Below are 19,853 nucleotides of genomic sequence, written 5' to 3' on the forward strand. Positions count from 1 at the left end.
GACGATCAGACGCGTCGGTTACCGGTGAGCAGCCGCACCAGGAAGACGATCACCGCCAGCACGAGCAGGATGAGCCCCACCCAGAGGAGGAAGTTCAGCGAGGAGACGAAACCTCCCGTGAACAGGAGGACGATCGCGATGACCGCGATGATGATGAGCAGGATGTTCATGGTGCATCTCCTTTGTTGATACGACGGCTCGGGAGCCGCCCTGCCGCCTGGTGGGCGGAAGTCTTATTTCTTGCCGGGACCGTTGCCGTTGCCGTTATTGTTTCCGGGGCCCTTGTTCTCGGCGCCGTTCCCGTTGTTGTTGCCCGGGCCCTTGTTCTCGTTGCCCGTGCCGCTGTCGCCCGGCCCGGTGTCGCCGGTGTCGACCGGTGCCTCGACCACGGGCTGCGTGTCTTCGGGCACGACGGCCTCGGTGGGAACGTCCTCGACGACGGTCTGCTCCGTCTCCGCGGGCTGCACGTCGTCGGCGGGCACGACGGCCTGCTCCGGCACCGCCGGATCCGTCGCCTCGACCTGGGCGGGAGACGCAGGGGCCGACGACGAGCCCAGAGCGGAGAGCGAGACCCCCACCACCGCCACGAGCACCAGAGCCGAAGCCGCCAGGGTGAGCACGACCCGGCGTCTGCGGCCCTTCGCCCGTGCGGGTGCTGCAGTGGACGTGGGCTTCGTCGGCGTCGTGCTCGCCCACGCGGGCGCGGCATCGAGCGCCGCCGGCGCCACCCCCGCCAGCGCGACGGTCGCCGCTGTCGGTTCGGCGCGCGGCGGCTCGGCGAGCACCATCGTCGCCTCGAGGTCGATCGCTCCCGTCGCCGTCGGGTCGCTCACCCCTCCCGTCATCAGCTCGCCCGCGGCGACCGCGACGTCGAGAGCCGTCGGCCGGGTCGAGGGCTCTCGCGCGGTCATCGCCGCCAGGAGGGACTTCCAGCCGTAGCCGAGTGATCCAGGAACCACGGGGTCGCGGCTGAGTCGCGCGAGGGCGGTCTCGTGGGTCGCCGTCTGGGGGAACGCCCGCTCGCCTGTGAGCGCCTCGAGCAGCACCAGTCCGAGCGAGTACACGTCGGACGCGGGGGTCGCGGCGGCTCCGCGCACCTGCTCCGGGCTGAGGTAGGCGGCGGTGCCGATCAACGTTCCCGGGGCGGTGAGGCGGGTGGCGTCGACGAGCAGTGCGATGCCGAAGTCGGCGAGCTTCGCCCGGTACTCCTCCCCCGGCAGGTGAGACGGGCGCAGCAGCACGTTCGACGGCTTGATGTCGCGATGCACGATCCCCGACTGGTGCACGACATGCAGGGCTTCGGCGAGGTCGCGCGCCATCGTGGCGGTTTCGCGCTGCCCGAGGGGGCCGCGCTCGACCCGCTGGCGCAGCGTCGGGCCCTCGACGCACTCCATCACGAGGTAGTTCGGACGGTCACCCGTCATCCGGGCGTCGTACAGGGTCACCAGCGCAGCGTGGTTGAGGGAGGCGAGAAAGCGCATCTCGGTCGTCGTTCGCGCGTCTTCCACGGCGGACTCGCGGAACACCTTCACCGCGACGGTGCGGCCGAGCGTCTCGTCGCGGGCGCGGTACACGACACCCATCCCTCCCGAGCCCAGGCGTGAGTCGAGGAGGTAGCGGCCATCGAGCAGCTCGCCAGTCGTCGGGGAGCTCTCGGGAGGAGCGATCGACACCGATCAGACCAGGGGGCCGTCGGACTCGCGGGTGCTCCGCGTGACCTGCTCGCCGCTCGCCGGGTCGACGGCCGAGCGGGTGGTGGCCACCGACTGACGGCGGCGGAAGACCATCACCAGGCTGATGATGAACACCACGACCCCGGCCGCCATGAGGATGTAGCCGATCAGGGAGAGATTCACGACTCCGCCGAGATCGACGTTCACCGCGAACGCCAGGATGGCGCCGATCACGAAGAGAGCGATTCCGGTTCCGATACCCATGGGGTGCTCCTCAAACTCGGGTTGTCGCGGCGAGAGCTTCGCCACGGTGACCGACGGCTGACAATCCGCTGAAGACCGTCGACCTCATCTGGTCGGTCGAGTTCCTGCCTACCATGATTGAGTCAAGAGCGATTGAGCTAATTTTTCCGGAGGAGTTCGGATGCCCGCAGAGCTGAAGAGACGAGCAGCGGTGTTCGCCGCCCTCGCTGAGCCGAACCGGCTCCGCATCGTCGACCTGCTCACCCTCGGCGACCTGTCGTCGTCGGAGATCGAGCTCCTCCTGAAGCTACGCTCCAACCTCGTCGCCCACCACCTCAAGGTGCTGGAGAAGGCGACCATCGTCTCGCGCATCCGTTCGGAGTTCGACCGCCGCCGCAGCTACATCACGCTGCACCCCGAGGTGTTCGACACGTTGATGCCGAGCGACCTCGACGCGCCGAGCCGCGTGGTCTTCGTCTGCACCGCCAACTCGGCGCGCTCACAGCTGGCCGAAGCCATCTGGCGCAACACGAGCCCCATTCCCGCCATCTCGGCTGGTGTGCTGCCGAGCGAGGCCGTGAACCCGGGTGCGCTGGCCGTCGCCGAACGGCACGGCCTGCGCATCGATGGGAACAAGCGGCCGCAGCATGTCGACGAGGTGCTCGATCCGCACGACTTCGTGGTGACCGTGTGCGACAGCGCGCACGAGCAGCTGGTGGGCCGCGACGACCTGCACTGGTCGATCCCCGATCCCGCCGCGGTGGGTACCGCCGCGGCATTCGACAGCGCTTTCGCGACGATCGCGCGCCGCGTGCGCAGCCTGTCGGCGCGCATCCGCCCGCTGTCGGAGCGGAGCGTCGCCGCTGCGAGATGAACGGCCTTACTCGCGCGAGCTGAGGAGGATGCCCGCGCCGGCGAGCTGGTCGTGAACGGCTCGGGCGGTGGCCCGATACTTCTTGTCCAGATGGGCGAGCGCGACCTCGCCGTGACCCGTGCCGCTCACGCCGTACAGCGTCGGGCGCTTGAGCTCGACCTCGACACCGGCCCCCGTGTCGGCGAACGTAACGGTCAGGATGACCGGTTCGTCGGCGTTCGTGAACATCTTCTGCAGGAAGCTCGGTTCGGTGCCGAGAGTGGCGTGCCACTCGGTCGTGGAGCGTTTGTCCACCACGTACTCCTCGCTCGCCAGCACCTCGTCGACCGCCTGCTGCGCGCCGTCGATCGTGCCCGAGACTTCGTAGACCCACCTGAACATGCCTGTCATGACCCTGCCCCCCTATCGCCCCGCTCAATCTACCGATTACCGGGGTGCCTGCGTAGCACCGGAAGCCGGCCACGGGGTTTCGCTCATCAGGCACGTCGACTCGCGGCGCGGAGGGGGGAAGTCCCCTCAACAGGGGGGAGATGACGGCGGCGGCGAGTTGGAATACTCGGACTCGGCGCGGCCGCACGGTCGGCGTCGACCCGCAGCGCAGAGGGAGTGCCCCGTGGACAGTGCCATTCGTGACTCATCGCCGAGCATCGGTTCGAGACGGCGCACCCTCGCGGCGAGCGTGATCGCCGCGATGGTGATCGGCGGCGGGCTCATCGTGTCAGCCCCCGCGGTCGCTGCGGTGACGGCGCCCGTTCCCTCCGGCGTCTACGTGTCGTCGCCCTGGGTCGAGCCCGGCGGGCGCGTGTCCGTCGCCTTCGTGGGCGACGACGAGTGCCCGGCACCGCAGGGCGCCTCGTTCACGAGCGAGGCGGGAACCACCGCGCTCACCCAGAACGGGTTCGGCGAGAGCTACTGGATCTACCGCGACTACGCCTTCGTCGACGGTGACGGCGACCCATTGCCCCTGGGCGAGGACGCCCCGGTGCACGGCACCCTCACGCTCGACTGCGGCGACTCCTCCGTCTCGCTCCCCCTCACGGTGAGCCCGACCCCGCCCGAGACGATCTACAACAGCCCCACCGCGTGGACCTGGTACACCCCGGGCAGCGCCTCCATCGGCAGCGAGGTGGTGGTGAACGCGCTCGGGTTCGCACCGGGTGAGACCGTGACCGTGAGTCTGATCGACTCGACCCGCTATCGCGGCGACGGCGACGTCTCCTCCGCCTCGGCGATCCCGGTGTCGGTCACGGCCGACGGCGAGGGCGCCATCACCGCCGAGGTCACGCTGCCAGGGGGGTGGGCCCCGAGCGACGTCGTCGACCTGGTCGCCGCGGGCTCCGAGAGCGGCTACCTCCTCGTCTCGGGCGAGGGTCAGCCCATCAACGGCATCGCGGCGCTCGATCTCGACACAGACGGGCTCGCGGTGCCGGGCGGCTCACTCGCGGTCTCGGCGTCGGGGTTCGAGGCGGGCGAGACGGTGACCGTGGCCCTGCACTCCGATTCGGCTCCGGCGCGCCCGTTGGGCACCCTGACCGCGGGGGCCGACGGCGCCGTCTCGGGCTCGGTGGGCGTGCCGGCCGACACCGCCCTCGGGGGTTATCGGGTGTGGGCGGGTGCGTCGAGCAAGGGATACCTGTTGATCACGGCCGAGCTCATCGTCGGGGAGTCGGAGCGCATTGCCGCATCCGACCGCTACTCCAGCGCCGTCGACATCGCCCGCGCAGCCTATCCCGGCACCGCCGACGTGGTCTATGTCGCCACCGGGGCGAGCTATCCGGATGCTCTCGGCGCCGGCGCAGCCGCTGCCGAAGCCGGCGGACCGCTGCTTCTCACCGCGCCGAACGAGCTCCCCGCCGCGGTGAAGAAGGCGATCTCAGCGTTGTCGCCGGCCCGAATCGTCGTGGTGGGTGGCCCGAACTCCGTCTCCGAGGCCGTCGTGAAGCAGCTGCGCACGCTGGCTCCGAAGGTCGAGCGTCAGAGCGGAGCCGACCGCTACGCCTCCTCGCGCGCGATCGTCGAGAACACCTTCGACTCCGCGAGCACCGCGTTCATCGCCACGGGCGCGACCTTCCCCGACGCGCTCAGCGCGACGAGTGCCGCGGCGAGCAAGGGAGCACCCGTGCTCCTCATCCCGGGCACCGCATCCGCTGTCGACGCCGAGACGCTGGCTCTGCTCGACCGGCTCGGAGTCACGCAGGTCGCCATCACGGGCGGACCGAACTCCGTCTCGCCCGCGATCGAGTCGCAGCTGGCGGCACAGTACGGCGCGTCGAAGCTGAGCCGCCTCGGCGGCGCCGACCGCTACGCCGCCTCGGCGACCGTGAATCTCGCGGCGTTCGGCTCGGCGAGCGAGGCGTTCCTCGCCACGGGCGTCACCTTCCCCGACGCCCTCGCGGGCGGAGTGCTGGCGGCGACGAAGTCGGCACCGCTCCTCGTCGTGCACGGCGACTGCGTGCCGTCGGCCACGATCGACGCGCTGCACGGGTGGGGCGTGACGAAGGTCACGCTCCTCGGCGGCCCGGCGAGTCTCTCCTCGGCAGTGGAGACGCTCCACCGCTGCTCCTGAGCTTTCGGCATCGCGCGCCCGGTCACCTCACGAACTGGGCGAGTTGGAGGAGATTGCCGCATCCGTCGTCGAGCACGGCGACGATGACGGGACCCATGGTCGCGGGCGGCTGAGTGAACGCGACACCGAGGTCGACGAGGCGCTCGTACTCGCCCTGCACGTCGTCGACACCGAGCTGCAGGAAGGGGATGCCGTCAGCGGCCAGCGCCTCGGTGAAGGGCCCGACCGCGGGATGGCCCTTCGGCTCGAGCGAGAGCTGGGTGCCCTCGGGCAGCTCGGGGTCGACGACGGTGAGCCACCGATGCTCCCCCAGCGGCACGTCTGCGGCGACCGCGAAGCCGAGTCGCTGGGTGTAGAACTCGAGGGCGCGCTGCTGGTCGTCGACGAAGACGCTCACGGTCTGGAGTTTCATGACTGCTTCTCTCTGCTCTGTCGCACCGGCCACCGCTCGGCGATCTGGGCCAGCGGGGCGGTGTCGATGGTGTGGAAGGTGAACCTGCCGCGTCGCTCCCGATGCACCAGCCCCGCGGCCTCGAGCACCTCGAGGTGCTGCGAGACGGCCTGGCGGCTCGGCGAGATGCCGTGGCTCATGGCCAGCCGGGAGCACAGCTCGAACAGGGTCTGCTCGTCGCGGAGCAGCAGTTCGTCGAGCAGCGCCCGCCGTGTCTCGTCGGCGAGAGCCTTGAACACGTCGGCCATGCGCCCACTATAGGCAAGTAATTGCTTGCCTATCAAGGGGTGAGCCTGGGCCGCGCGTAAAGTCGGTCGTCGCGCGCGAATACGGCGACGACCGTCCCATGTCCAGCCCCTCGCCGCGCACCCGTCGCCCGCCTACGGTCACGAGCGACGCGGCCCGCCCACGGGTCGCGCGTGACGGAGGCCCACGTGAGAACCCAGACGGATGCGCAGACCGGCGAGACGAAGCTCAGCCGACGCATCACCGGTCCACTGCTGTTCCTGTTCATCCTCGGTGACGTCTTGGGAGCAGGCATCTACGCCCTCATGGGGGTGCTCGCGGGCGAGGTCGGCGGCGCGCTGTGGGCACCGCTCCTGCTCGCCCTGCTCCTGGCGCTGCTCACCGCCGGGTCGTACGCCGAACTGGTCACGAAGTACCCCAAGGCGGGCGGGGCGGCAGTCTTCGCGCAGCGCGCCTTCGCGCCTCCGATCATCTCCTTCCTCGTCGGTTTCTGCATGCTCGCTGCCGGAGTCGTGAGCGCCGCGGGTCTCGCCTTGGCCTTCACCGGCGAGTACCTGCAGACCTTCCTGCCGGTGCCGCCCATCCCGGCAGCGATGGTGTTCCTCCTGCTGGTGGCGGCGCTCAACGCCCGCGGCATCAGCGAATCGGTGAAGAGCAATGTGGTGATGACCGTCATCGAGGTCTCCGGCCTCGTCATCGTCATCGTCGCCGTGGCCGCGATGGTGGGTGGAGGCGGCGGTGACGTGTCGCGCGTGACGCAGTTCCCCGGCGACTCGTCGCCCGCCCTCGCGGTGCTCGGCGGAGCGATCATCGCCTACTACTCCTTCGTCGGCTTCGAGACCTCGGCCAACGTCGCCGAGGAGGTGCGCGACCCGTCCCGCGTGTACCCGCGGGCTCTTTTCGGGGCGCTCCTCACGGCGGGCGCCGTCTACGTGCTGGTCGGCATCGCCTCCGCCGTCGCACTGCCGGCGGGTGAGCTCACCGACTCCTCGGGGCCGCTGCTCGCCGTGGTCGCCGCCACCGGATTCCCGGTGCCCGACTGGCTGTTCAGCCTCATCGCTCTCGTGGCGGTGGCGAACGGCGCATCGCTCACCATGATCATGACGAGCCGGGTGACCTTCGGCATGGCGCAGCAGGGTCTGCTCCCGCCGGTGCTCTCGACCGTGCTGCCGAAGCGGCGCACGCCCTGGGTGGCGATCGTCGCCACGACCGCCATCGCCATGCTGCTCACCCTCGTGGGGGATCTCGAGACGCTCGCCTCCGCGGTCGTGCTCCTGCTGCTGTTCGTCTTCATCAGCACGAACGTGGCTGTGCTCGTGCTGCGCAGGCAGCGCGTGGAGCACAAGCACTTCAGGGTGTGGACGTGGGTTCCGGTGCTCGGCGTGCTCTCGTGCATCCTCCTCCTCACTCAGCAGGAGCCGCTCGTCTGGGCGTTCGGAGGAGCCTTCGTCGTGCTGGGGGTCGTGCTCTACCTCGTGCGGCGAGCGACCTCGTCGAAGACGGGCACGCCCCCACCCGAACGCTCGTGAGTGCCGGGCGGGAGGCGGGCCTCAGAGGATGGGTGTGCCGCCCGTCACCGCGATGCGGGCCCCCGAGACGTAGCTGGCCTCGTCTGATGCGAGCATGACGTAGACGGGTGCGAGTTCGGCGGGCTGGCCGGGGCGGCCGAGCGGTGACTGCGATCCGAAGCTCTCGACCTTGTCGGGCTCCATGGTGGCGGGGATGAGGGGTGTCCAGATCGGCCCGGGCGCGACGCTGTTGGCCCGGATGCCGCGTTCCGCCAGCATCTGGGCGAGCGACGCGCTGATGCTCGCCACAGCCGCCTTGGTCGCCGCGTAGGGAAGCAGGTTCGGCGACGGCTTGTCGGACTGCACCGACGTCGACCCGATGATCGATCCCCCTGACGGGATGTGCGGCAGCGCGGCCTTGACGAGGTGGAAGTAGGCGCTGACGTTCACCGCCCAGGTGTAGTCCCATTCCTCGTCGGGAATGTCCTCGATCGTGGGCCGGTCCATCTGGAACGCCGCGTTGTTCACCAGCACGTCGACGCGCCCGAACTCGGCGACGGTCTGCTCGACGATCGCCCGGCAGTGCGCCGGGTCGGAGATGTCGCCGGGAATGCTCAGCACCCTGCGCCCGGCCGCCTCCACGAGCGCGCAGGTCTCGGCGGCATCCTCGTGCTCGTCGAGGTACGAGATCGCGACGTCGGCGCCCTCGCGCGCATAGGCGATGGCCACCGCCTTCCCGATACCGCTGTCGCCGCCTGTGATGAGGGCGATCTTTCCGGTCAGCCGGCCGCTGCCGACGTAGCTGTCCTCGCCGTGATCGGGCTTCTGCTCGAGCTCCTGCTCGGAGCCGGGTGGGGTCTGCTGCTCTGGTTCTGGCATGTCTGTCCTCCGTCGCGGGTGTTCTTCCGCACCCTACGGACGTCCCGCGCATCGGCACGGGGGTTGACAGCGTTCCGCCCCGACGTCGCATGCCGGTCGCCCCTGCCCGCCAGAATGGAGGCATGAAGATCCTCCTCCCCGACACCATCGACCTCAGCGCGCTCGACCTCGGGCCGGCCGACACCGCCGTCGTGTACGACCCCGCGGTCGCCATCCCGTCCGAGCACCGCGACGCCGAGGTGCTCGTGGCGTGGCGCAACACCGCCGACAACCTCGCCGACGCGGCACAGCACCTCGGCAGCCTGAAGCTCGTGCAGACGCTCGCCGCGGGCCCGGATGCGGTGCTCGCCGCCGGCTTCTCCCCCGACGCCGTCGTCACCTCGGGCCGCTCCCTGCACGACGAGACGGTCGCCGAGCACACCCTCGCCCTCGTGCTCGCGCTGGTGCGGCGACTCGACCTGATGCGGGATGCACAGCGCGACTCCGTCTGGCACGAGCAGTTCCTCGACGCGCAGCGCGACCCCGCCACCGAGCAGCTCTACACGCTCGCCGGCGCCCACGTCTGCATCTGGGGCTTCGGCTCGATCGCCCGCACCCTCGCCCCCATGCTCGAGCTGCTGGGGGCCAGCGTCACCGGCGTCGCCTCGAGCTCCGGCACCCGCCACGGCTACGAGGTCGTCGACGACGCAGGCCTCCCCGCCCACCTCGCCGAGGTCGACGTGCTCATCTCCCTGCTGCCGGCGACCGGGCAGACCGAGAAGGCCTTCGACGGACGGCTCATCGGCGCGCTGAAGCCGGGGGCGGTGTTCGTGAACGTCGGTCGAGGCGCCACCGTCGACGAGTCAGCCCTCGTCGACGCCCTCACCTCGGGCCGCCTCCGCGCTGCCGCCCTCGACGTGATGCAGCAGGAGCCGCTGCCGGCCGACTCGCCCCTCTGGGCCACCCCGAACCTCCTGCTCACCCCCCACGCGGCGGGCAACCGTCCGCGCGGCGCAGCCCCCCTCATCGCCCGCAACCTCGATGCCCTCCGCACCGGCGGCCCCCTCGAGAACGTCGTCGACCGAGATTGACCCCCAGCCCGCGACACGCGGATCTGTCCGTTCAGCTTGCCTCGGCGACGCCCATGCACGAAGGTGAGGTGACGGAGGAGGCTCCCGTGGGCAAATTCCTGTGCGGCTCGCACATCGAAGTCGAGTTCGACGACCGCGTCCTCGCGCATCTGCAGGTGGTGCTGGGTGCCAAGCTGCGGCGTGGCGAGTCGACGCTGTTCAGCTGGCGCGACAGCGCCGACTCGGGCGACGGGCGCACGACGACCTGGGTGCATCCGCTCTCCGACATCACCTTCAAGTACTACGGCCACCGCAAGCCCACCCTCAACCCCGACTGGATCGATGCGCTCATGCTCGAGGCCAACAAGCCGGGCGGGCTCCAGCTCGTCGAGGAGCCCCAGACCGAGCAGGGTGTGCCGATCGCTCACCACAATCCGATCTCGGGGAGCGGTCGCACGACGACGAGTACCGACTGAAGACGCTGTGCTGTGAGTTCGGTGTCAAGGCCTTGGAGCGCATCCTGGTGCCGCGTTGGCTCGAGAGCACGAAGAGATCAGATCGACAGTGAGGATCAAGCAGATGGCCCAGATCATCGAGAGCATCGACGTCGCCGTTCCCGTGAAGGTGGCGTACGACCAGTGGACCCAGTTCGAGAGCTTCCCCGAGTTCCTGGACGAGGTCGAGTCGATCACCCAGCAGGACGACACCCACACGCACTGGAAGGTGAAGGTCGGCGGTGTGGAACGTGAGTTCGACGCCGAGATCACCGAGCAGCACCCCGACGAGCGAGTCGCCTGGACGAGCCGTGGCGGAGACACCGAGCACGCCGGGGTCGTGACCTTCCACAAGCTCGACGACACCACGTCGCGGGTGACGGTTCAGCTCGACTGGGAGCCGGAGGGCTTCCTCGAGAAGGCGGGTTCGCTGCTCGGCGCCGGCACCCACGCCGTCAAGAAAGACCTCAAGAACTTCAAGGAGTTCATCGAGAGCCGCGGCGACGCCACGGGTGCCTGGCGCGGCGACGTCGACGCCTGATTCAGTCGCCCTCGGGGGTGTAGCCGTGCCGCACGGCGAGCTCCTCGAGGGCGGCTTTCGACGTCACGCCGAGCTTGCGGTAGGCGTTACGCAGTTGCGTCTTCACCGTGTTCCGTGACACGAACAGGTCTGCGGCGGCATCGTCGAGCGACGCCGAACCCATGACACCGCGTACGACCGCGAGTTCGCGGGGTGTGAGCTCGAGGAAGGGATCCGTGCCCGGTCCGGCGACGTCGGCACTCAGGGCCCTGACGACGGCGTCGGGGAGGTGGGCATCCAGCTGCGGGAGCAGTTCTGCGAGGTCGTCGGCCGGAACGACCGTGAGCGACAGGTACAGGCGGTGCTGGTTGGCGAGTTCGATCGCCATGCGCAGCTGCTTGGCCGCCGACTCCGCGTCGCCCAGGCGATGTGCCGCCGCTGCCGACACGCCGAGAGCGCCGATGAGCAGCCGGGGCGACGTCGTGGAGATGCCGACGAGCGCCGTTGCCCGCCGCCTGGCCTGGGCAGCGTCACCTGCGACGAGAACAGCCGCCGCCCGCCAGAGGCGGATCTGGCGGGCGCCGAAGTCGTCGGTGCCGCGCCCCTCGACGTCGAGGGCTTCCAGCGCCTCGCGCGAGGCCGCCCAGTTGTCGAGGCGGCCGAGCAGCACCGACCGCGCGATCGCCACGAGAGGCGCCCAGGCGCCCGTCGTCGTCGCCTGGTGGGGCAGCGTCGCGGCTGACGAGTCGATCTGCGTGAGCAGCACGAGGCAGCGCGCAGGGTCGTCTTCGACGAGCGCCGCCAGGTACTTCTGAGCCGGCCACCGCTCCGGAACGCCCGTGAGGTCGACAGCCGCGAGCTCCCGTCTCGCCTCGTCGAGCCGCAGTTCGTCGAGCAGCAGGTGTACCCGTGCGAATCGGGCGGTGACGGATGCACGATTCTCCCACCACTCCGAACCCACGTCCGGAAGGCGGTCGAGCCAGTTCCTGGCCTGGATGTTACGGCCCGCGAGAGCGTGGATCCAGGCCAGCGCTCCGGCGGCCGAGGCGATGGCGATGGTGTGGTCGATGGCGACGGCCGCGTCGTAGCTCTCGGTGTACTCACGGGTCGCCCGGTCGGTGTCTCCGTCGTACTCCCAGGCCATCGCCCATTGGAACACGATCTCGGGCAGCGCCTGGAGCAGCGTGGCGCGGGCGTCGTCGTCGGCCTCGTCGACCAGCAGGCGCGCTTCGGCAGCGGCAGCCGTCGCCTCGGTGTAGCGACCGCGCGCCCTGCGCTCCGCGACCTTGCTGGTGAGCCGCGCGAGCACATCGAGGAGGTTGAGCGGCGCCGGGGTCGGCGAGGTGCCGCGGAAGATGGTGGTGGGCGTCTGCCCGTTGGAGACGTACCGGTTCACGTAGTTCGCCGCGAGGGCCCACCGCGGATGCGCTTCGAGAACTGAGGCGGGCAACGCGCTCACCGCGCGCTTCACCGCGTTGGGATCGACGGAGAGCAGCTCGCCCCAGCGCTCGTCGAGGGCCGCCACCACCTCGTCCCAGGCGGAGCGCTCGACGAGGTCATCGAGGCCGGGCCCCGCACCCGCCCCGCCGTCCCCCGTCGCACCAGTCATACCCGCCCGAATCTAGCGTCGCATCCAGGCGCCGGGCTCCGAAGACCCCAAGGCTCACCCGCCGCTTCACCCGGTCGCCGCGGGAGCACACAGTCCGCGGCCCAACGGGCGGCCCAGCCGGTGGCGGCCCAGCCGGCGCGTCCCCGACGGCCGCGATTCAACCGGCGGCGGCTCGCCTCACGGCGCGGAGGATGAGGGGGGCGGCGACCCAGATCACCACGATGAAGGCGAGCACACCGATCGCGGCCCAGAGGGCGACTTCGGGCGATGCCACGAAGTCGAACACGAACAGCACGATGCCGATGAACAGGAGCGAGGCCACCGCGAGACAGGCGAGCAGGATGACGCTCGACGCTTGCACCAGCTGCTTCTTGGCCTTGCGGCGGAACAGGAGCCGGTGGAGCACGACCGGCGCCAGGGCCAGGAGCGTCAGACCGGTGGCCATGACGACGAGGGTGAGGTAGAGCCCGCGGTCGAAGGCAGTGAGCTCGGTGAACCGCTGCTGGAAGGGGAGGGTGAGGAGGAAGCCGGCGAGGATCTGGGTTCCTGTCTGCAGCACCCGGAACTCCTGCAGCAGCTCCGACCAGTTGCGGTCGTAGCGCTCGTTGGGCGTCTCGTCCCTGCCGTCGCCCGGCACCGCATCCTGTTCCTCGCGCGAGTCGCTCATGCTCGGTGATCCGCCCTTCCAGCCCGTCCCGTCCTCCAGTGACCGTACCGCGCGTGCGGTCGCGCCGGAGGGCGACGCGCGAGGCCGCTAGCGTGGTGGAGTGACGTCGGTGGTGAGGTGGTGGGACGCGCGACAGGTGCCGATCTACCTCGCCGCCCTGGGCGTCGGCGCGGTCGTGGGCCTGCTCGCTCCGGATTCGGCGGTACCGCTCGGCGGCGCGATCACCCCGCTGCTCGCACTTCTGCTGTTCGCCACGTTCCTCGCCGTGCCGCTCGTCGAGCTGGGGCGCGCGGTGCGCGATCTGAGGTTCATGATCACCGTCGTCGCGGTCAACTTCATCGCCGTCCCGATCATCGTCTTCCCGCTGTCGCGCCTGGTCGCCGACGACTCCGGGCTGCTCGTCGGCCTGCTGTTCGTGCTGCTCACCCCCTGCATCGACTACGTCGTCGTCTTCACCGGCCTCGCCGGCGGCGCGAGGGCCCGATTGCTGGCCGCCACTCCCCTGCTCATGGTGCTGCAGATCGTGCTGCTGCCGCTGTACCTGCTGCTGTTCGCGGGGCCGGAAGCGGCGTCGTCCATCGAGCCGGGCACCTTCGTCGAAGCGTTCCTCCTACTCGTGGCGGCTCCGCTCGCCGCCGCGGCGCTCGTGCAGGCGCTGTCGAGGCAGCGGCGATCCCGGGGCGCGGCGACCGCCGTCGCCGCCGTCGAGGGTGCCGCCGCCTCCGCCATGGTGCCGCTCATGGCCGTCGTGCTCGCCGTCGTGGTCGCCTCCCAGCTCGCCGAGGTGGGCAGGGACGCGGGGGCGCTGCTGCGGCTCGTTCCGATCTACGCGGTCTTCCTCGTGGTGATGCTCGCCGTCGGCATCCTCGTGTCCCGTGCGGCCGGGATCGACGTCCCCGGCCGCCGTGCCGTCGTGTTCAGCGGCGCGACCCGCAACTCGCTGGTGGTGCTGCCGCTCGCTCTGGCGCTCCCCGAGTCGCTCGGCCTCGCCCCGCTCGCGGTGGTCACGCAGACGCTCGTCGAGCTCGTCGGCCTGGTCGTGCTCGTGCGGCTCGTGCCCGCAATGCTCCCCGCGGCCGGGACGACGGGCGATGAAGACGGCAGCCGGGCGACGCCCGCATCCGGCTGATATCCTGACGGCTCGCAGCATGCAGGACCGTCGCGGCGGCCCGCCGAACGGAGCAGCACACCATGACCGAACCGAGCGACTCCAGGGTCGGCCTCTACATCGACTTCGACAACATCGTCATCTCGCGCTACCAGCAGCTGCACGGCAGGCAGGCCTTCCAGCGCGACGGCATCCGCGACTTCGACCGCACCCGCCAGGGCGCCGACCCCGAGATCGCAGCGCGACTCGCGGCGGCCACGGTCGACTTCGACGCTGTCGTCGACTTCGCGGCCTCGTTCGGCACCATCGTGGTGAACCGGGCCTACGCCGACTGGTCGGTCCCGGTGAACGCCAGCTACCAGCGTCAGCTCATGTCGCGGGCCGTCGACCTCACCCAGCTGTTCACCACCACCACGCGGGGAACGAAGAACGGTGCCGACATCCGTCTCGCCGTCGACGTGGTGGAAGACCTGTTCCGCCTGCCCGACCTCACGCACGTCATCATCGTCGCCGGCGACTCCGACTACATCGCGCTGGCGCAGAAGTCGAAGCGACTCGGCCGCTACGTCGTCGGCATCGGCGTGGCCGGCTCGTCGAGCACCTCGTTGGCCGCCGCCTGCGACGAGTTCGAGCACTACGACTCGCTGCCCGGGGTGAAGGATGCTGCGGGCGCCGTCGCCCGGTCGGGAGGCTCCACGGGTGGCCGGGCGGCGGGGCGGAAGGTCGAGTCGGCAGCCGGAGCCGGGGCCTCCGACGACTCCTCGGCTCAAGGACAGTCCCAGTCGTCGGCGCAGAGCCCGGGCGCCGAGGGCGACGCGCAGACCGAGAAGAAGACCACCACGCGCGGCCGCCGCGCCGCGGCGATGACCCCGACCTTCTCGCACCTCGACGACGCCGGCTACGAGGAGCCGGAGCCCACCGAGCAGGTCGACCCCCAGCAGACCGCCACCGAGCTGCTCGTGCGCGCGCTCCAGGTGGGGCACGCCAAGGGCGACGACGACGAGTGGCTGAACACCGGCAACGTGAAGAACCAGATGCGCCGGATGGATCCGTCGTTCAGCGAGAAGCCCCTCGGTTTCCGCTCCTTCGGCGACTTCCTGGCGTCCCGTGACGAGGTGGCGGAGCTCGGCGAAGACGGCTCCCAGCGCCTCATCCGCCTGCGCCAGGCCCCCCAGCCCAGCGCCCGCCGCCGCCGCTGAGCCTCACCCGCGCACCGGTTCAGCCGCCGTCGAGCTCCAGCCTCATCAGTACGCGCGGAAAGCCGTTCAGCACCGACGTCGTGTCGGCTGCCTTCTCGAAACCCGCCTTCTCGAAGAGGCTCCTGGTGCCGACGTACGCCATCGTGAGATCGACCTTCTTCCCGGCGTTGTCGACGGGGTAGCCCTCGATCGCCCGGGCACCGTGATCGCGGGCGAACTCCACGGCGCCCGCCAGCAGCCGGTGGGAGATGCCCCGCCCGCGGTGGCCGGGCCGCACCCGGATGCACCACACCGACCAGACGCCCTCGTCGTCGTCGAGGTGCGGGATGCGCCGGTTGCGCGCGAAGGTCGTGTCGGCCCGCGGGTGCACCGCAGCCCAGCCCACCACCTCCCCGTCGGCGTCGTAGGCGAGCACGCCGGGCGGCGGGTCGAGCTCCACGAGTTCACGCACCCGATCGCCCCGGGCGGGCCCGCTCAGCGTGAGATTCTCCTTCGACGGGATGCGGTAGCTGAGGCACCAGCACACGTTCGCGTCGGGGCGCTTGGGGCCCACCATGGTCGCGACGTCGGCGAACACCGTCGCCGGCCGCACCTCGATCGTCGTGCCGGCCATCCGTGCGCGCCGGAGCTCAGGCGACGGCGACGGCGCGGTGGCCGCGCGGGGTCGTCATGCGGGCGAGGAGGGTGGGGAGGGTGCGGGTGACGTACGAGGAGGTGTCGAAGTCGCTCTCGTCGTGGCCGGCGAACACCCACCCCTCGAACGAGCGCTCGTAGCTCTCGAGGATGAGCCGCGCCGCGAGCGCGGGCGGCCAGCTCGGGTCGCGGTCGAGCTCGTCGATCAACTCGATCACGACGGCAGACAGCGTCTCGAGGTGGCGGCGCTCGGCGGCGAGCAGCGACTCGGCGGCGTTCGGGGAGCGCAGCGCCCTGAGCCGGCGCTCGGCACGGATGATCACCGCACCCCGGTCGATCGGCCGGGCCTGGGCGAGCGCCACTGCGGCCGAGCCGAGCAGCTGCTCGTCGTCGAGACCCGCGAGGCCGCCGAGCCCCGCCCGCAACCGCTCCGCGCACTCCTCGGCGAGGCGCTCCTGCACGGCGTCGAGGAATTCGTCGTCGGTGGCGAACAGCGCACGGAACGACTGAGGGTGGATGCCGGCTTGCTCCGACACGTCGGCGATCAGCTGCGGGGTCACGGTGCCTCCCGCCGCGAGGGCGATGCGCCCGGCGGCGGCGAGGCGGGAGCGGGCGTCGGCACGCTGCCACTCGGTCTTCCTCACCATCGGTTCGACCTTTCTCGCACGAGAGAACCTTAGCTCAGCGCTGCTCGCCCAGTGCCGCCGCCTTCGCCCGCAGCACGTCACGCTCGCGCTCGTTGGCGGTGAGCGACGCCGCCGTCAGGAGCTCCGCGCGTGCCTCCTGGTCGCGGCCGAGACGGGCGAGCAGTTCCCCGCGCACGCTCGGGATGAGGTGACTCCCCCGCAGCGCCCCCTCCTCGTCGAGCCGGTCGACGATGGCCAGAGCGGATGCGGGCCCCACAGCCTGCGCCACCGCGACCGCGCGATTCACCTCGACGACGGGGTTCGGCGCGAGTCGTCCGAGCGCCTCGTAGAGCACGACGATCGCTTCCCAGTCGGTGGTCTCGACGCTCGGCGCGGTGGCGTGCAGCTCGGCGATCGCCGCCTGCAGCGCGTAGCTCCCCCGACCCCTGCCGAGTCCGTCGGCACGGGCGAGGGCGGCGACTCCGCGCCCGATCTGCGCGCGATCCCAAGTGGTGCGATCCTGATCGGCGAGGAGCACCGGCGCGCCGTCCGGCCCGACCCGGGCGGCGAAGCGCGAGGCCTGGAACTCCATGAGCGCCACCAGGGCGTGCACCTCGGCCTCCCGGGGCATGAGGCTCTGCAGCATCCTGCCGAGACGGAGGGCCTCGTTCGCGAGCTCCGGTCGCATCCACCGTTCCCCGCTCGTGGCGGCGTAGCCCTCGGTGAAGCTCAGGTAGACCACGCCCAGCACCGCCGAGAGACGCTGCTTCCACGCCACGGGTTCGGGCGTCTCGAACGGCACCTTCGCGGCTCCCAGGGTCTTCTTCGCCCTCACGATGCGCTGCTGCACGGTGGCCACCGGCACGAGGAACAGACGCGCGATCTCCTCGGTCGTGAGACCCGCCACCACCTTGAGGGTGAGTGCGACCTGCGCCTCACGGGCGAGCACCGGGTGGCAGGCGGTGAAGACGAGCCGCAGCACGTCGTCGTGGATGGGCTCGAAGTCGGGCTCGGTCGCCGCCTCCAGCTCGTAGGCCAGAGCGCGGTGCCGCTCGTCGAGCCGCGACCTCCGGCGCCAGGCGTCGATCGCCCGGCGCTTGGCGACGGCGGTGAGCCAGGCGCCGGGGTTCTGCGGAATCCCCGACGCCTGCCAGGCCACGAGCGCCTCGGCCACCGCCTCCTGGGCGAGGTCTTCGGCGCTGCCGAGGTCGCCCGTGGCCTTGGCCAGCGTGGCGACCACGCGGGCGCTCTCGATGCGCCACACCGCCTCGAGGCTGCGGCGCACCTCGTCGAGTGCGGCGCCCACCGGCTCAGGCGTCCGCCGTGCCCGCCGAGCCCATCGCGCCCGCCGCACCCTCGACGCCGCGCCACTCCTTCTCCTTCTTGATGTACTCGTTGTCGGAGAAGTCCTCGAAGTCGCTCTCGTCGGAGACCCGGCGCACCTCGAGCTTGGTGCCCGGGCCGAGGGGTGCGCGGAGCGCCCATTCCCTGGCTTCGTCGCGCGACGACACCTGCAGCAGCCAGAAGCCGTTGAACAGCTCGTGCACCTCGCCGTAGGGGCCGTCGGTGACGACCGGGGTCTCGGCACCGAAGTCGACGACGAAGCCCTCGGCAGCGTCGGTGAGACCATCGCCGCCGATGAGCACACCGGCTTGGATCATCGACTCGTTGTAGGCGCCCATGGCGTTGATGATCTGCTCGAAGTCGAGGTCTTTCGACGCTTCGAGGGCCTCGGCGGTGGTGCGCATGATGAGCATGTACTTCATGGGGTTCTCCTTGAGTGGTGAGGCGCCTGTGGTGGCCCCTTCTACTATCGCGTCGAACGACGACACCCGGGATCGACATCGATCGCAGGATTCGGGGAAGAATTCTCGCCCACGGCGGTCAGGGCCGGTCTCCGCGCTCGGCACGGAGCCTCCGCGCGAGCTGGCCGCCGCCCCACAGCCGCTCGTCGGCGGCACGGTCGTTGACCGGGACCATGCCGGCCCAACCCCGGTAGAGCTCCGGGTCGACGGACACCTCGCCGTCCCAGCCCGGGGTGGGTGCCAGCACCGACGCCCCGCGTGCGACCGCAGCGTTCAGCCAGCTCCTCACCTCTCGCTCCGAGGCCTCCGCCCGGCCGAACGGTGGGTCGAGCAGCACGAGGTCGTCCTCCCGCACGAGCCGCAGCGTCTCGAACGGCCCGCGCACCTCGAAGGTGACGTCGCTCTGCCGCAGCAGCCTCGACAGTGCCCGGATGCCGGTCGGGTCGAGAGCCGGCCGCCCACGCACCGGAAGCGCGCCGGCGAAGTGCGAGCGCGTCCGCCCTCCTTCGTCGAGGTCGGCTGTGCCACGCAGGTAGGCGAAGCGAGCCGCGCGCTGCACCGGGTCGGACGGATCGGCTTCGAGCTCCGCCCTGAAGTACGGGTCGCTGTGGCGCTCAGCGTGGAAGGCGACGGCGGCGATGAAGGCCTCCGGCTCGTCGCGCGCCACCTCCCACGCCAGCACCAGGTCGGTGCAGGGGGAAGCGAGCGTCACGACGGCATCCGGATGCTCGTGCAGCACCGCGAGCGCCACCGACCCCGAATCGAGGAACGGCTCGAGATACCCGTCGACGCGCCCGGGCAGACAGTCCACTGCCAGCTCGGCCAGGTGCCGGCTTCGCGCGCTGGTGAGATAGGGCGCCCTTGCCGAGCGTTGCCGGCCGACTCGGGTGGGCGGCACGCTAACCCTTGACGCGCACGAGTTCGGCGACGAGCCTGCCGACGAGGTCGAGCGGGACGGGCTTGCGGAGAGGGAACTTCACCGTGTCTTTGGCGGCACGGTAGCCAGCGACCTCGGCCTCCAGCGCATCGTCGTCGAAGCGGGGAATGGCATAGAGGGCGACGTGGGTCTTCCAGCCGGCGAAGAAGACCAGGGGCCGGTCACCGAGGGAGTAGGTGGGCATGTGGTAGCTGATCGACTCCACGGCGTCGGGAGCGGAGCCCCGCACGGTGCACCGCAACGCCCCGAGCACGTCGCGCACGTCTTGGGCGAACGAGGCGATGTACTCGTCGACGGAGCTGAACTGCTGCGAGGCCACGGCGTCAGGAACCGGGCTCGTCGAAGTACGACAGGCCGACCTCGTTGCGGGCCCTCGCGGCTTCGGCGCGCTCCTGGCGGAGGCGCTCAGCGCGCTCCTGGCGCTCGCGCAGCACCTCGGGGTCGACGGCGACGGTGCGCACCGTCATGCCTCCCTTCGTGGCCGGGCTGCTGGCGGACTTCTTCGCCGCCGACGCGCGCGGCGCCCGCGAGCCTGACCCGCCCGCCGCGGCGCGCGACTCCTTCACCACGGGCGCCTGACCGGTGCCGGCGCAGCGCTGGCCGTTCTTGTCGGCGTGCTGCACCATCGTCTGCGACACCAGGCCCACCGCGATCGATTTCCCGCACACCGGGCATTTCGTTGCCGTACCGCCTGCCATCGTCGTCCGAGCCTCCAGATCTGGGTCTGCGCGAGAAATCCCGCCCAGAGATTTTCGCACGGATCACG

General features: G+C 70.7%; 24 protein-coding genes. 8 read left to right on the forward strand and 16 right to left on the reverse strand.

Translation table 11 applies throughout. The annotated features are described in order from the left end of the window. Nucleotides 1–5: 5 nt before the first annotated feature. From ABFY20_RS10590 to ABFY20_RS10600, 3 genes are all read right to left on the reverse strand, one after another. A complete protein-coding gene (locus ABFY20_RS10590; RefSeq protein ID WP_171704704.1) occupies nt 6–170 on the reverse strand; it encodes a hypothetical protein in 165 nt (54 codons plus the stop codon). Between the two features lie 63 nt (nt 171–233). Beyond that, nucleotides 234–1,673 carry a protein kinase gene (locus ABFY20_RS10595; RefSeq protein WP_368496218.1) on the reverse strand — a complete coding sequence of 480 codons (1,440 nt, stop codon included), beginning with the start codon at nt 1,671–1,673 and terminating at the stop codon, nt 234–236. A gap of 3 nt (nt 1,674–1,676) precedes the next feature. Beyond that, nucleotides 1,677–1,937, reverse strand: a complete 261-nt coding sequence (locus tag ABFY20_RS10600; RefSeq protein WP_368496219.1) for a DUF6458 family protein — start codon at nt 1,935–1,937, stop codon at nt 1,677–1,679. Nucleotides 1,938–2,097: 160 nt separating this feature from the next. Between ABFY20_RS10600 and ABFY20_RS10605 the strand changes: the two genes are divergently transcribed. Further along, nucleotides 2,098–2,790, forward strand: coding sequence for a helix-turn-helix domain-containing protein (locus tag ABFY20_RS10605; RefSeq protein ID WP_368496220.1), 693 nt, complete (start codon nt 2,098–2,100; stop codon nt 2,788–2,790). Nucleotides 2,791–2,796: 6 nt separating this feature from the next. Here ABFY20_RS10605 and ABFY20_RS10610 read toward each other — a convergent pair whose 3' ends face one another. Next, nucleotides 2,797–3,180, reverse strand: coding sequence for a hypothetical protein (locus ABFY20_RS10610; protein WP_368496221.1), 384 nt, complete (start codon nt 3,178–3,180; stop codon nt 2,797–2,799). A 223-nt stretch (nt 3,181–3,403) separates the two neighbouring features. Here ABFY20_RS10610 and ABFY20_RS10615 point away from each other — a divergent pair, with 223 nt between their 5' ends. Next, nucleotides 3,404–5,356, forward strand: coding sequence for a cell wall-binding repeat-containing protein (locus tag ABFY20_RS10615; protein WP_368496222.1), 1,953 nt, complete (start codon nt 3,404–3,406; stop codon nt 5,354–5,356). Nucleotides 5,357–5,378: 22 nt separating this feature from the next. Here the strand turns inward: ABFY20_RS10615 and ABFY20_RS10620 are convergent, their stop codons facing one another. After that, a complete protein-coding gene (locus ABFY20_RS10620) occupies nt 5,379–5,768 on the reverse strand; it encodes a VOC family protein (protein WP_368496223.1) in 390 nt (129 codons plus the stop codon). After that, nucleotides 5,765–6,055, reverse strand: coding sequence for an ArsR/SmtB family transcription factor (locus ABFY20_RS10625; protein WP_368496224.1), 291 nt, complete (start codon nt 6,053–6,055; stop codon nt 5,765–5,767). Before ABFY20_RS10625 ends, ABFY20_RS10620 begins: the two co-directional genes overlap by 4 nt. A gap of 186 nt (nt 6,056–6,241) precedes the next feature. Here ABFY20_RS10625 and ABFY20_RS10630 point away from each other — a divergent pair, with 186 nt between their 5' ends. After that, nucleotides 6,242–7,582 carry an APC family permease gene (locus ABFY20_RS10630; protein ID WP_368496225.1) on the forward strand — a complete coding sequence of 447 codons (1,341 nt, stop codon included), beginning with the start codon at nt 6,242–6,244 and terminating at the stop codon, nt 7,580–7,582. 21 nt (nt 7,583–7,603) lie between these two features. Here ABFY20_RS10630 and ABFY20_RS10635 read toward each other — a convergent pair whose 3' ends face one another. Then, nucleotides 7,604–8,440 carry an SDR family oxidoreductase gene (locus tag ABFY20_RS10635; protein ID WP_368496226.1) on the reverse strand — a complete coding sequence of 279 codons (837 nt, stop codon included), beginning with the start codon at nt 8,438–8,440 and terminating at the stop codon, nt 7,604–7,606. A 122-nt stretch (nt 8,441–8,562) separates the two neighbouring features. On the opposite strand from ABFY20_RS10635, the gene ABFY20_RS10640 reads away from it, so the two are divergent. The 3 genes from ABFY20_RS10640 (at nt 8,563) to ABFY20_RS10650 (ending at nt 10,524) form a co-directional block, all read left to right on the forward strand. Beyond that, on the forward strand, nt 8,563–9,510 hold the full coding sequence (locus ABFY20_RS10640) for an NAD(P)-dependent oxidoreductase (protein WP_368496227.1): 948 nt from the start codon (nt 8,563–8,565) through the stop codon (nt 9,508–9,510). Nucleotides 9,511–9,596: 86 nt separating this feature from the next. Next, entirely contained in the window at nt 9,597–9,965 is a 369-nt protein-coding gene (locus ABFY20_RS10645; RefSeq protein WP_368496228.1) for an ATP-dependent DNA ligase, read from the forward strand. 103 nt (nt 9,966–10,068) lie between these two features. Continuing rightward, nucleotides 10,069–10,524 (forward strand): SRPBCC family protein, encoded by a 456-nt coding sequence (locus ABFY20_RS10650; RefSeq protein ID WP_368496229.1) that lies wholly within the window; start codon nt 10,069–10,071, stop codon nt 10,522–10,524. A gap of 1 nt (nt 10,525) precedes the next feature. Here ABFY20_RS10650 and ABFY20_RS10655 read toward each other — a convergent pair whose 3' ends face one another. After that, nucleotides 10,526–12,112 carry a response regulator transcription factor gene (locus ABFY20_RS10655; protein ID WP_368496230.1) on the reverse strand — a complete coding sequence of 529 codons (1,587 nt, stop codon included), beginning with the start codon at nt 12,110–12,112 and terminating at the stop codon, nt 10,526–10,528. 157 nt (nt 12,113–12,269) lie between these two features. Beyond that, on the reverse strand, nt 12,270–12,779 hold the full coding sequence (locus tag ABFY20_RS10660; protein WP_368496231.1) for a DUF6328 family protein: 510 nt from the start codon (nt 12,777–12,779) through the stop codon (nt 12,270–12,272). Between the two features lie 100 nt (nt 12,780–12,879). On the opposite strand from ABFY20_RS10660, the gene ABFY20_RS10665 reads away from it, so the two are divergent. Both ABFY20_RS10665 and ABFY20_RS10670 read left to right on the forward strand, forming a co-directional pair. Next, complete coding sequence (locus ABFY20_RS10665) at nt 12,880–13,908, forward strand: bile acid:sodium symporter (protein ID WP_368496232.1); 1,029 nt, start codon at nt 12,880–12,882, stop codon at nt 13,906–13,908. 62 nt (nt 13,909–13,970) lie between these two features. Beyond that, on the forward strand, nt 13,971–15,086 hold the full coding sequence (locus ABFY20_RS10670) for an NYN domain-containing protein (protein ID WP_368496233.1): 1,116 nt from the start codon (nt 13,971–13,973) through the stop codon (nt 15,084–15,086). Nucleotides 15,087–15,105: 19 nt separating this feature from the next. On the opposite strand, the gene ABFY20_RS10675 is transcribed toward ABFY20_RS10670, so the two are convergent. From ABFY20_RS10675 to ABFY20_RS10705, 7 genes are all read right to left on the reverse strand, one after another. Beyond that, complete coding sequence (locus ABFY20_RS10675; RefSeq protein WP_368496234.1) at nt 15,106–15,699, reverse strand: GNAT family N-acetyltransferase; 594 nt, start codon at nt 15,697–15,699, stop codon at nt 15,106–15,108. A gap of 16 nt (nt 15,700–15,715) precedes the next feature. After that, on the reverse strand, nt 15,716–16,366 hold the full coding sequence (locus ABFY20_RS10680; protein WP_368496235.1) for a hypothetical protein: 651 nt from the start codon (nt 16,364–16,366) through the stop codon (nt 15,716–15,718). 34 nt (nt 16,367–16,400) lie between these two features. Next, entirely contained in the window at nt 16,401–17,651 is a 1,251-nt protein-coding gene (locus ABFY20_RS10685) for an RNA polymerase sigma factor (protein WP_368496236.1), read from the reverse strand. Between the two features lie 4 nt (nt 17,652–17,655). Next, nucleotides 17,656–18,111: a YciI family protein gene (locus ABFY20_RS10690; RefSeq protein WP_368496238.1), complete on the reverse strand. Its 456-nt coding sequence runs from the start codon at nt 18,109–18,111 to the stop codon at nt 17,656–17,658. Between the two features lie 118 nt (nt 18,112–18,229). Further along, nucleotides 18,230–18,961: a DNA adenine methylase gene (locus ABFY20_RS10695; RefSeq protein ID WP_368496239.1), complete on the reverse strand. Its 732-nt coding sequence runs from the start codon at nt 18,959–18,961 to the stop codon at nt 18,230–18,232. Nucleotides 18,962–19,049: 88 nt separating this feature from the next. Beyond that, the gene (locus tag ABFY20_RS10700) at nt 19,050–19,406 is read right to left on the reverse strand and encodes an iron chaperone (protein WP_368496240.1); all 357 of its coding nucleotides are present in this window, start codon (nt 19,404–19,406) and stop codon (nt 19,050–19,052) included. A 4-nt stretch (nt 19,407–19,410) separates the two neighbouring features. Continuing rightward, nucleotides 19,411–19,755, reverse strand: a complete 345-nt coding sequence (locus ABFY20_RS10705) for a hypothetical protein (protein ID WP_368496241.1) — start codon at nt 19,753–19,755, stop codon at nt 19,411–19,413. Nucleotides 19,756–19,853 lie beyond the last annotated feature (98 nt).

It is taken from the genome of Herbiconiux sp. A18JL235 (assembly GCF_040939305.1).
GTDB lineage: Bacteria > Actinomycetota > Actinomycetes > Actinomycetales > Microbacteriaceae > Herbiconiux.

Coding starts and splice junctions, on each gene's coding strand:
- ABFY20_RS10590 (WP_171704704.1), bottom strand. CDS start 170: ATGAACATCCTGCTCATCATCATCGCGGTCATCGCGATCGTCCTCCTG.
- ABFY20_RS10600 (WP_368496219.1), bottom strand. CDS start 1,937: ATGGGTATCGGAACCGGAATCGCTCTCTTCGTGATCGGCGCCATCCTG.
- ABFY20_RS10605 (WP_368496220.1), top strand. CDS start 2,098: ATGCCCGCAGAGCTGAAGAGACGAGCAGCGGTGTTCGCCGCCCTCGCT.
- ABFY20_RS10610 (WP_368496221.1), bottom strand. CDS start 3,180: ATGACAGGCATGTTCAGGTGGGTCTACGAAGTCTCGGGCACGATCGAC.
- ABFY20_RS10620 (WP_368496223.1), bottom strand. CDS start 5,768: ATGAAACTCCAGACCGTGAGCGTCTTCGTCGACGACCAGCAGCGCGCC.
- ABFY20_RS10625 (WP_368496224.1), bottom strand. CDS start 6,055: ATGGCCGACGTGTTCAAGGCTCTCGCCGACGAGACACGGCGGGCGCTG.
- ABFY20_RS10635 (WP_368496226.1), bottom strand. CDS start 8,440: ATGCCAGAACCAGAGCAGCAGACCCCACCCGGCTCCGAGCAGGAGCTC.
- ABFY20_RS10640 (WP_368496227.1), top strand. CDS start 8,563: ATGAAGATCCTCCTCCCCGACACCATCGACCTCAGCGCGCTCGACCTC.
- ABFY20_RS10650 (WP_368496229.1), top strand. CDS start 10,069: ATGGCCCAGATCATCGAGAGCATCGACGTCGCCGTTCCCGTGAAGGTG.
- ABFY20_RS10655 (WP_368496230.1), bottom strand. CDS start 12,112: ATGACTGGTGCGACGGGGGACGGCGGGGCGGGTGCGGGGCCCGGCCTC.
- ABFY20_RS10660 (WP_368496231.1), bottom strand. CDS start 12,779: ATGAGCGACTCGCGCGAGGAACAGGATGCGGTGCCGGGCGACGGCAGG.
- ABFY20_RS10670 (WP_368496233.1), top strand. CDS start 13,971: ATGACCGAACCGAGCGACTCCAGGGTCGGCCTCTACATCGACTTCGAC.
- ABFY20_RS10675 (WP_368496234.1), bottom strand. CDS start 15,699: ATGGCCGGCACGACGATCGAGGTGCGGCCGGCGACGGTGTTCGCCGAC.
- ABFY20_RS10680 (WP_368496235.1), bottom strand. CDS start 16,366: ATGGTGAGGAAGACCGAGTGGCAGCGTGCCGACGCCCGCTCCCGCCTC.
- ABFY20_RS10690 (WP_368496238.1), bottom strand. CDS start 18,111: ATGAAGTACATGCTCATCATGCGCACCACCGCCGAGGCCCTCGAAGCG.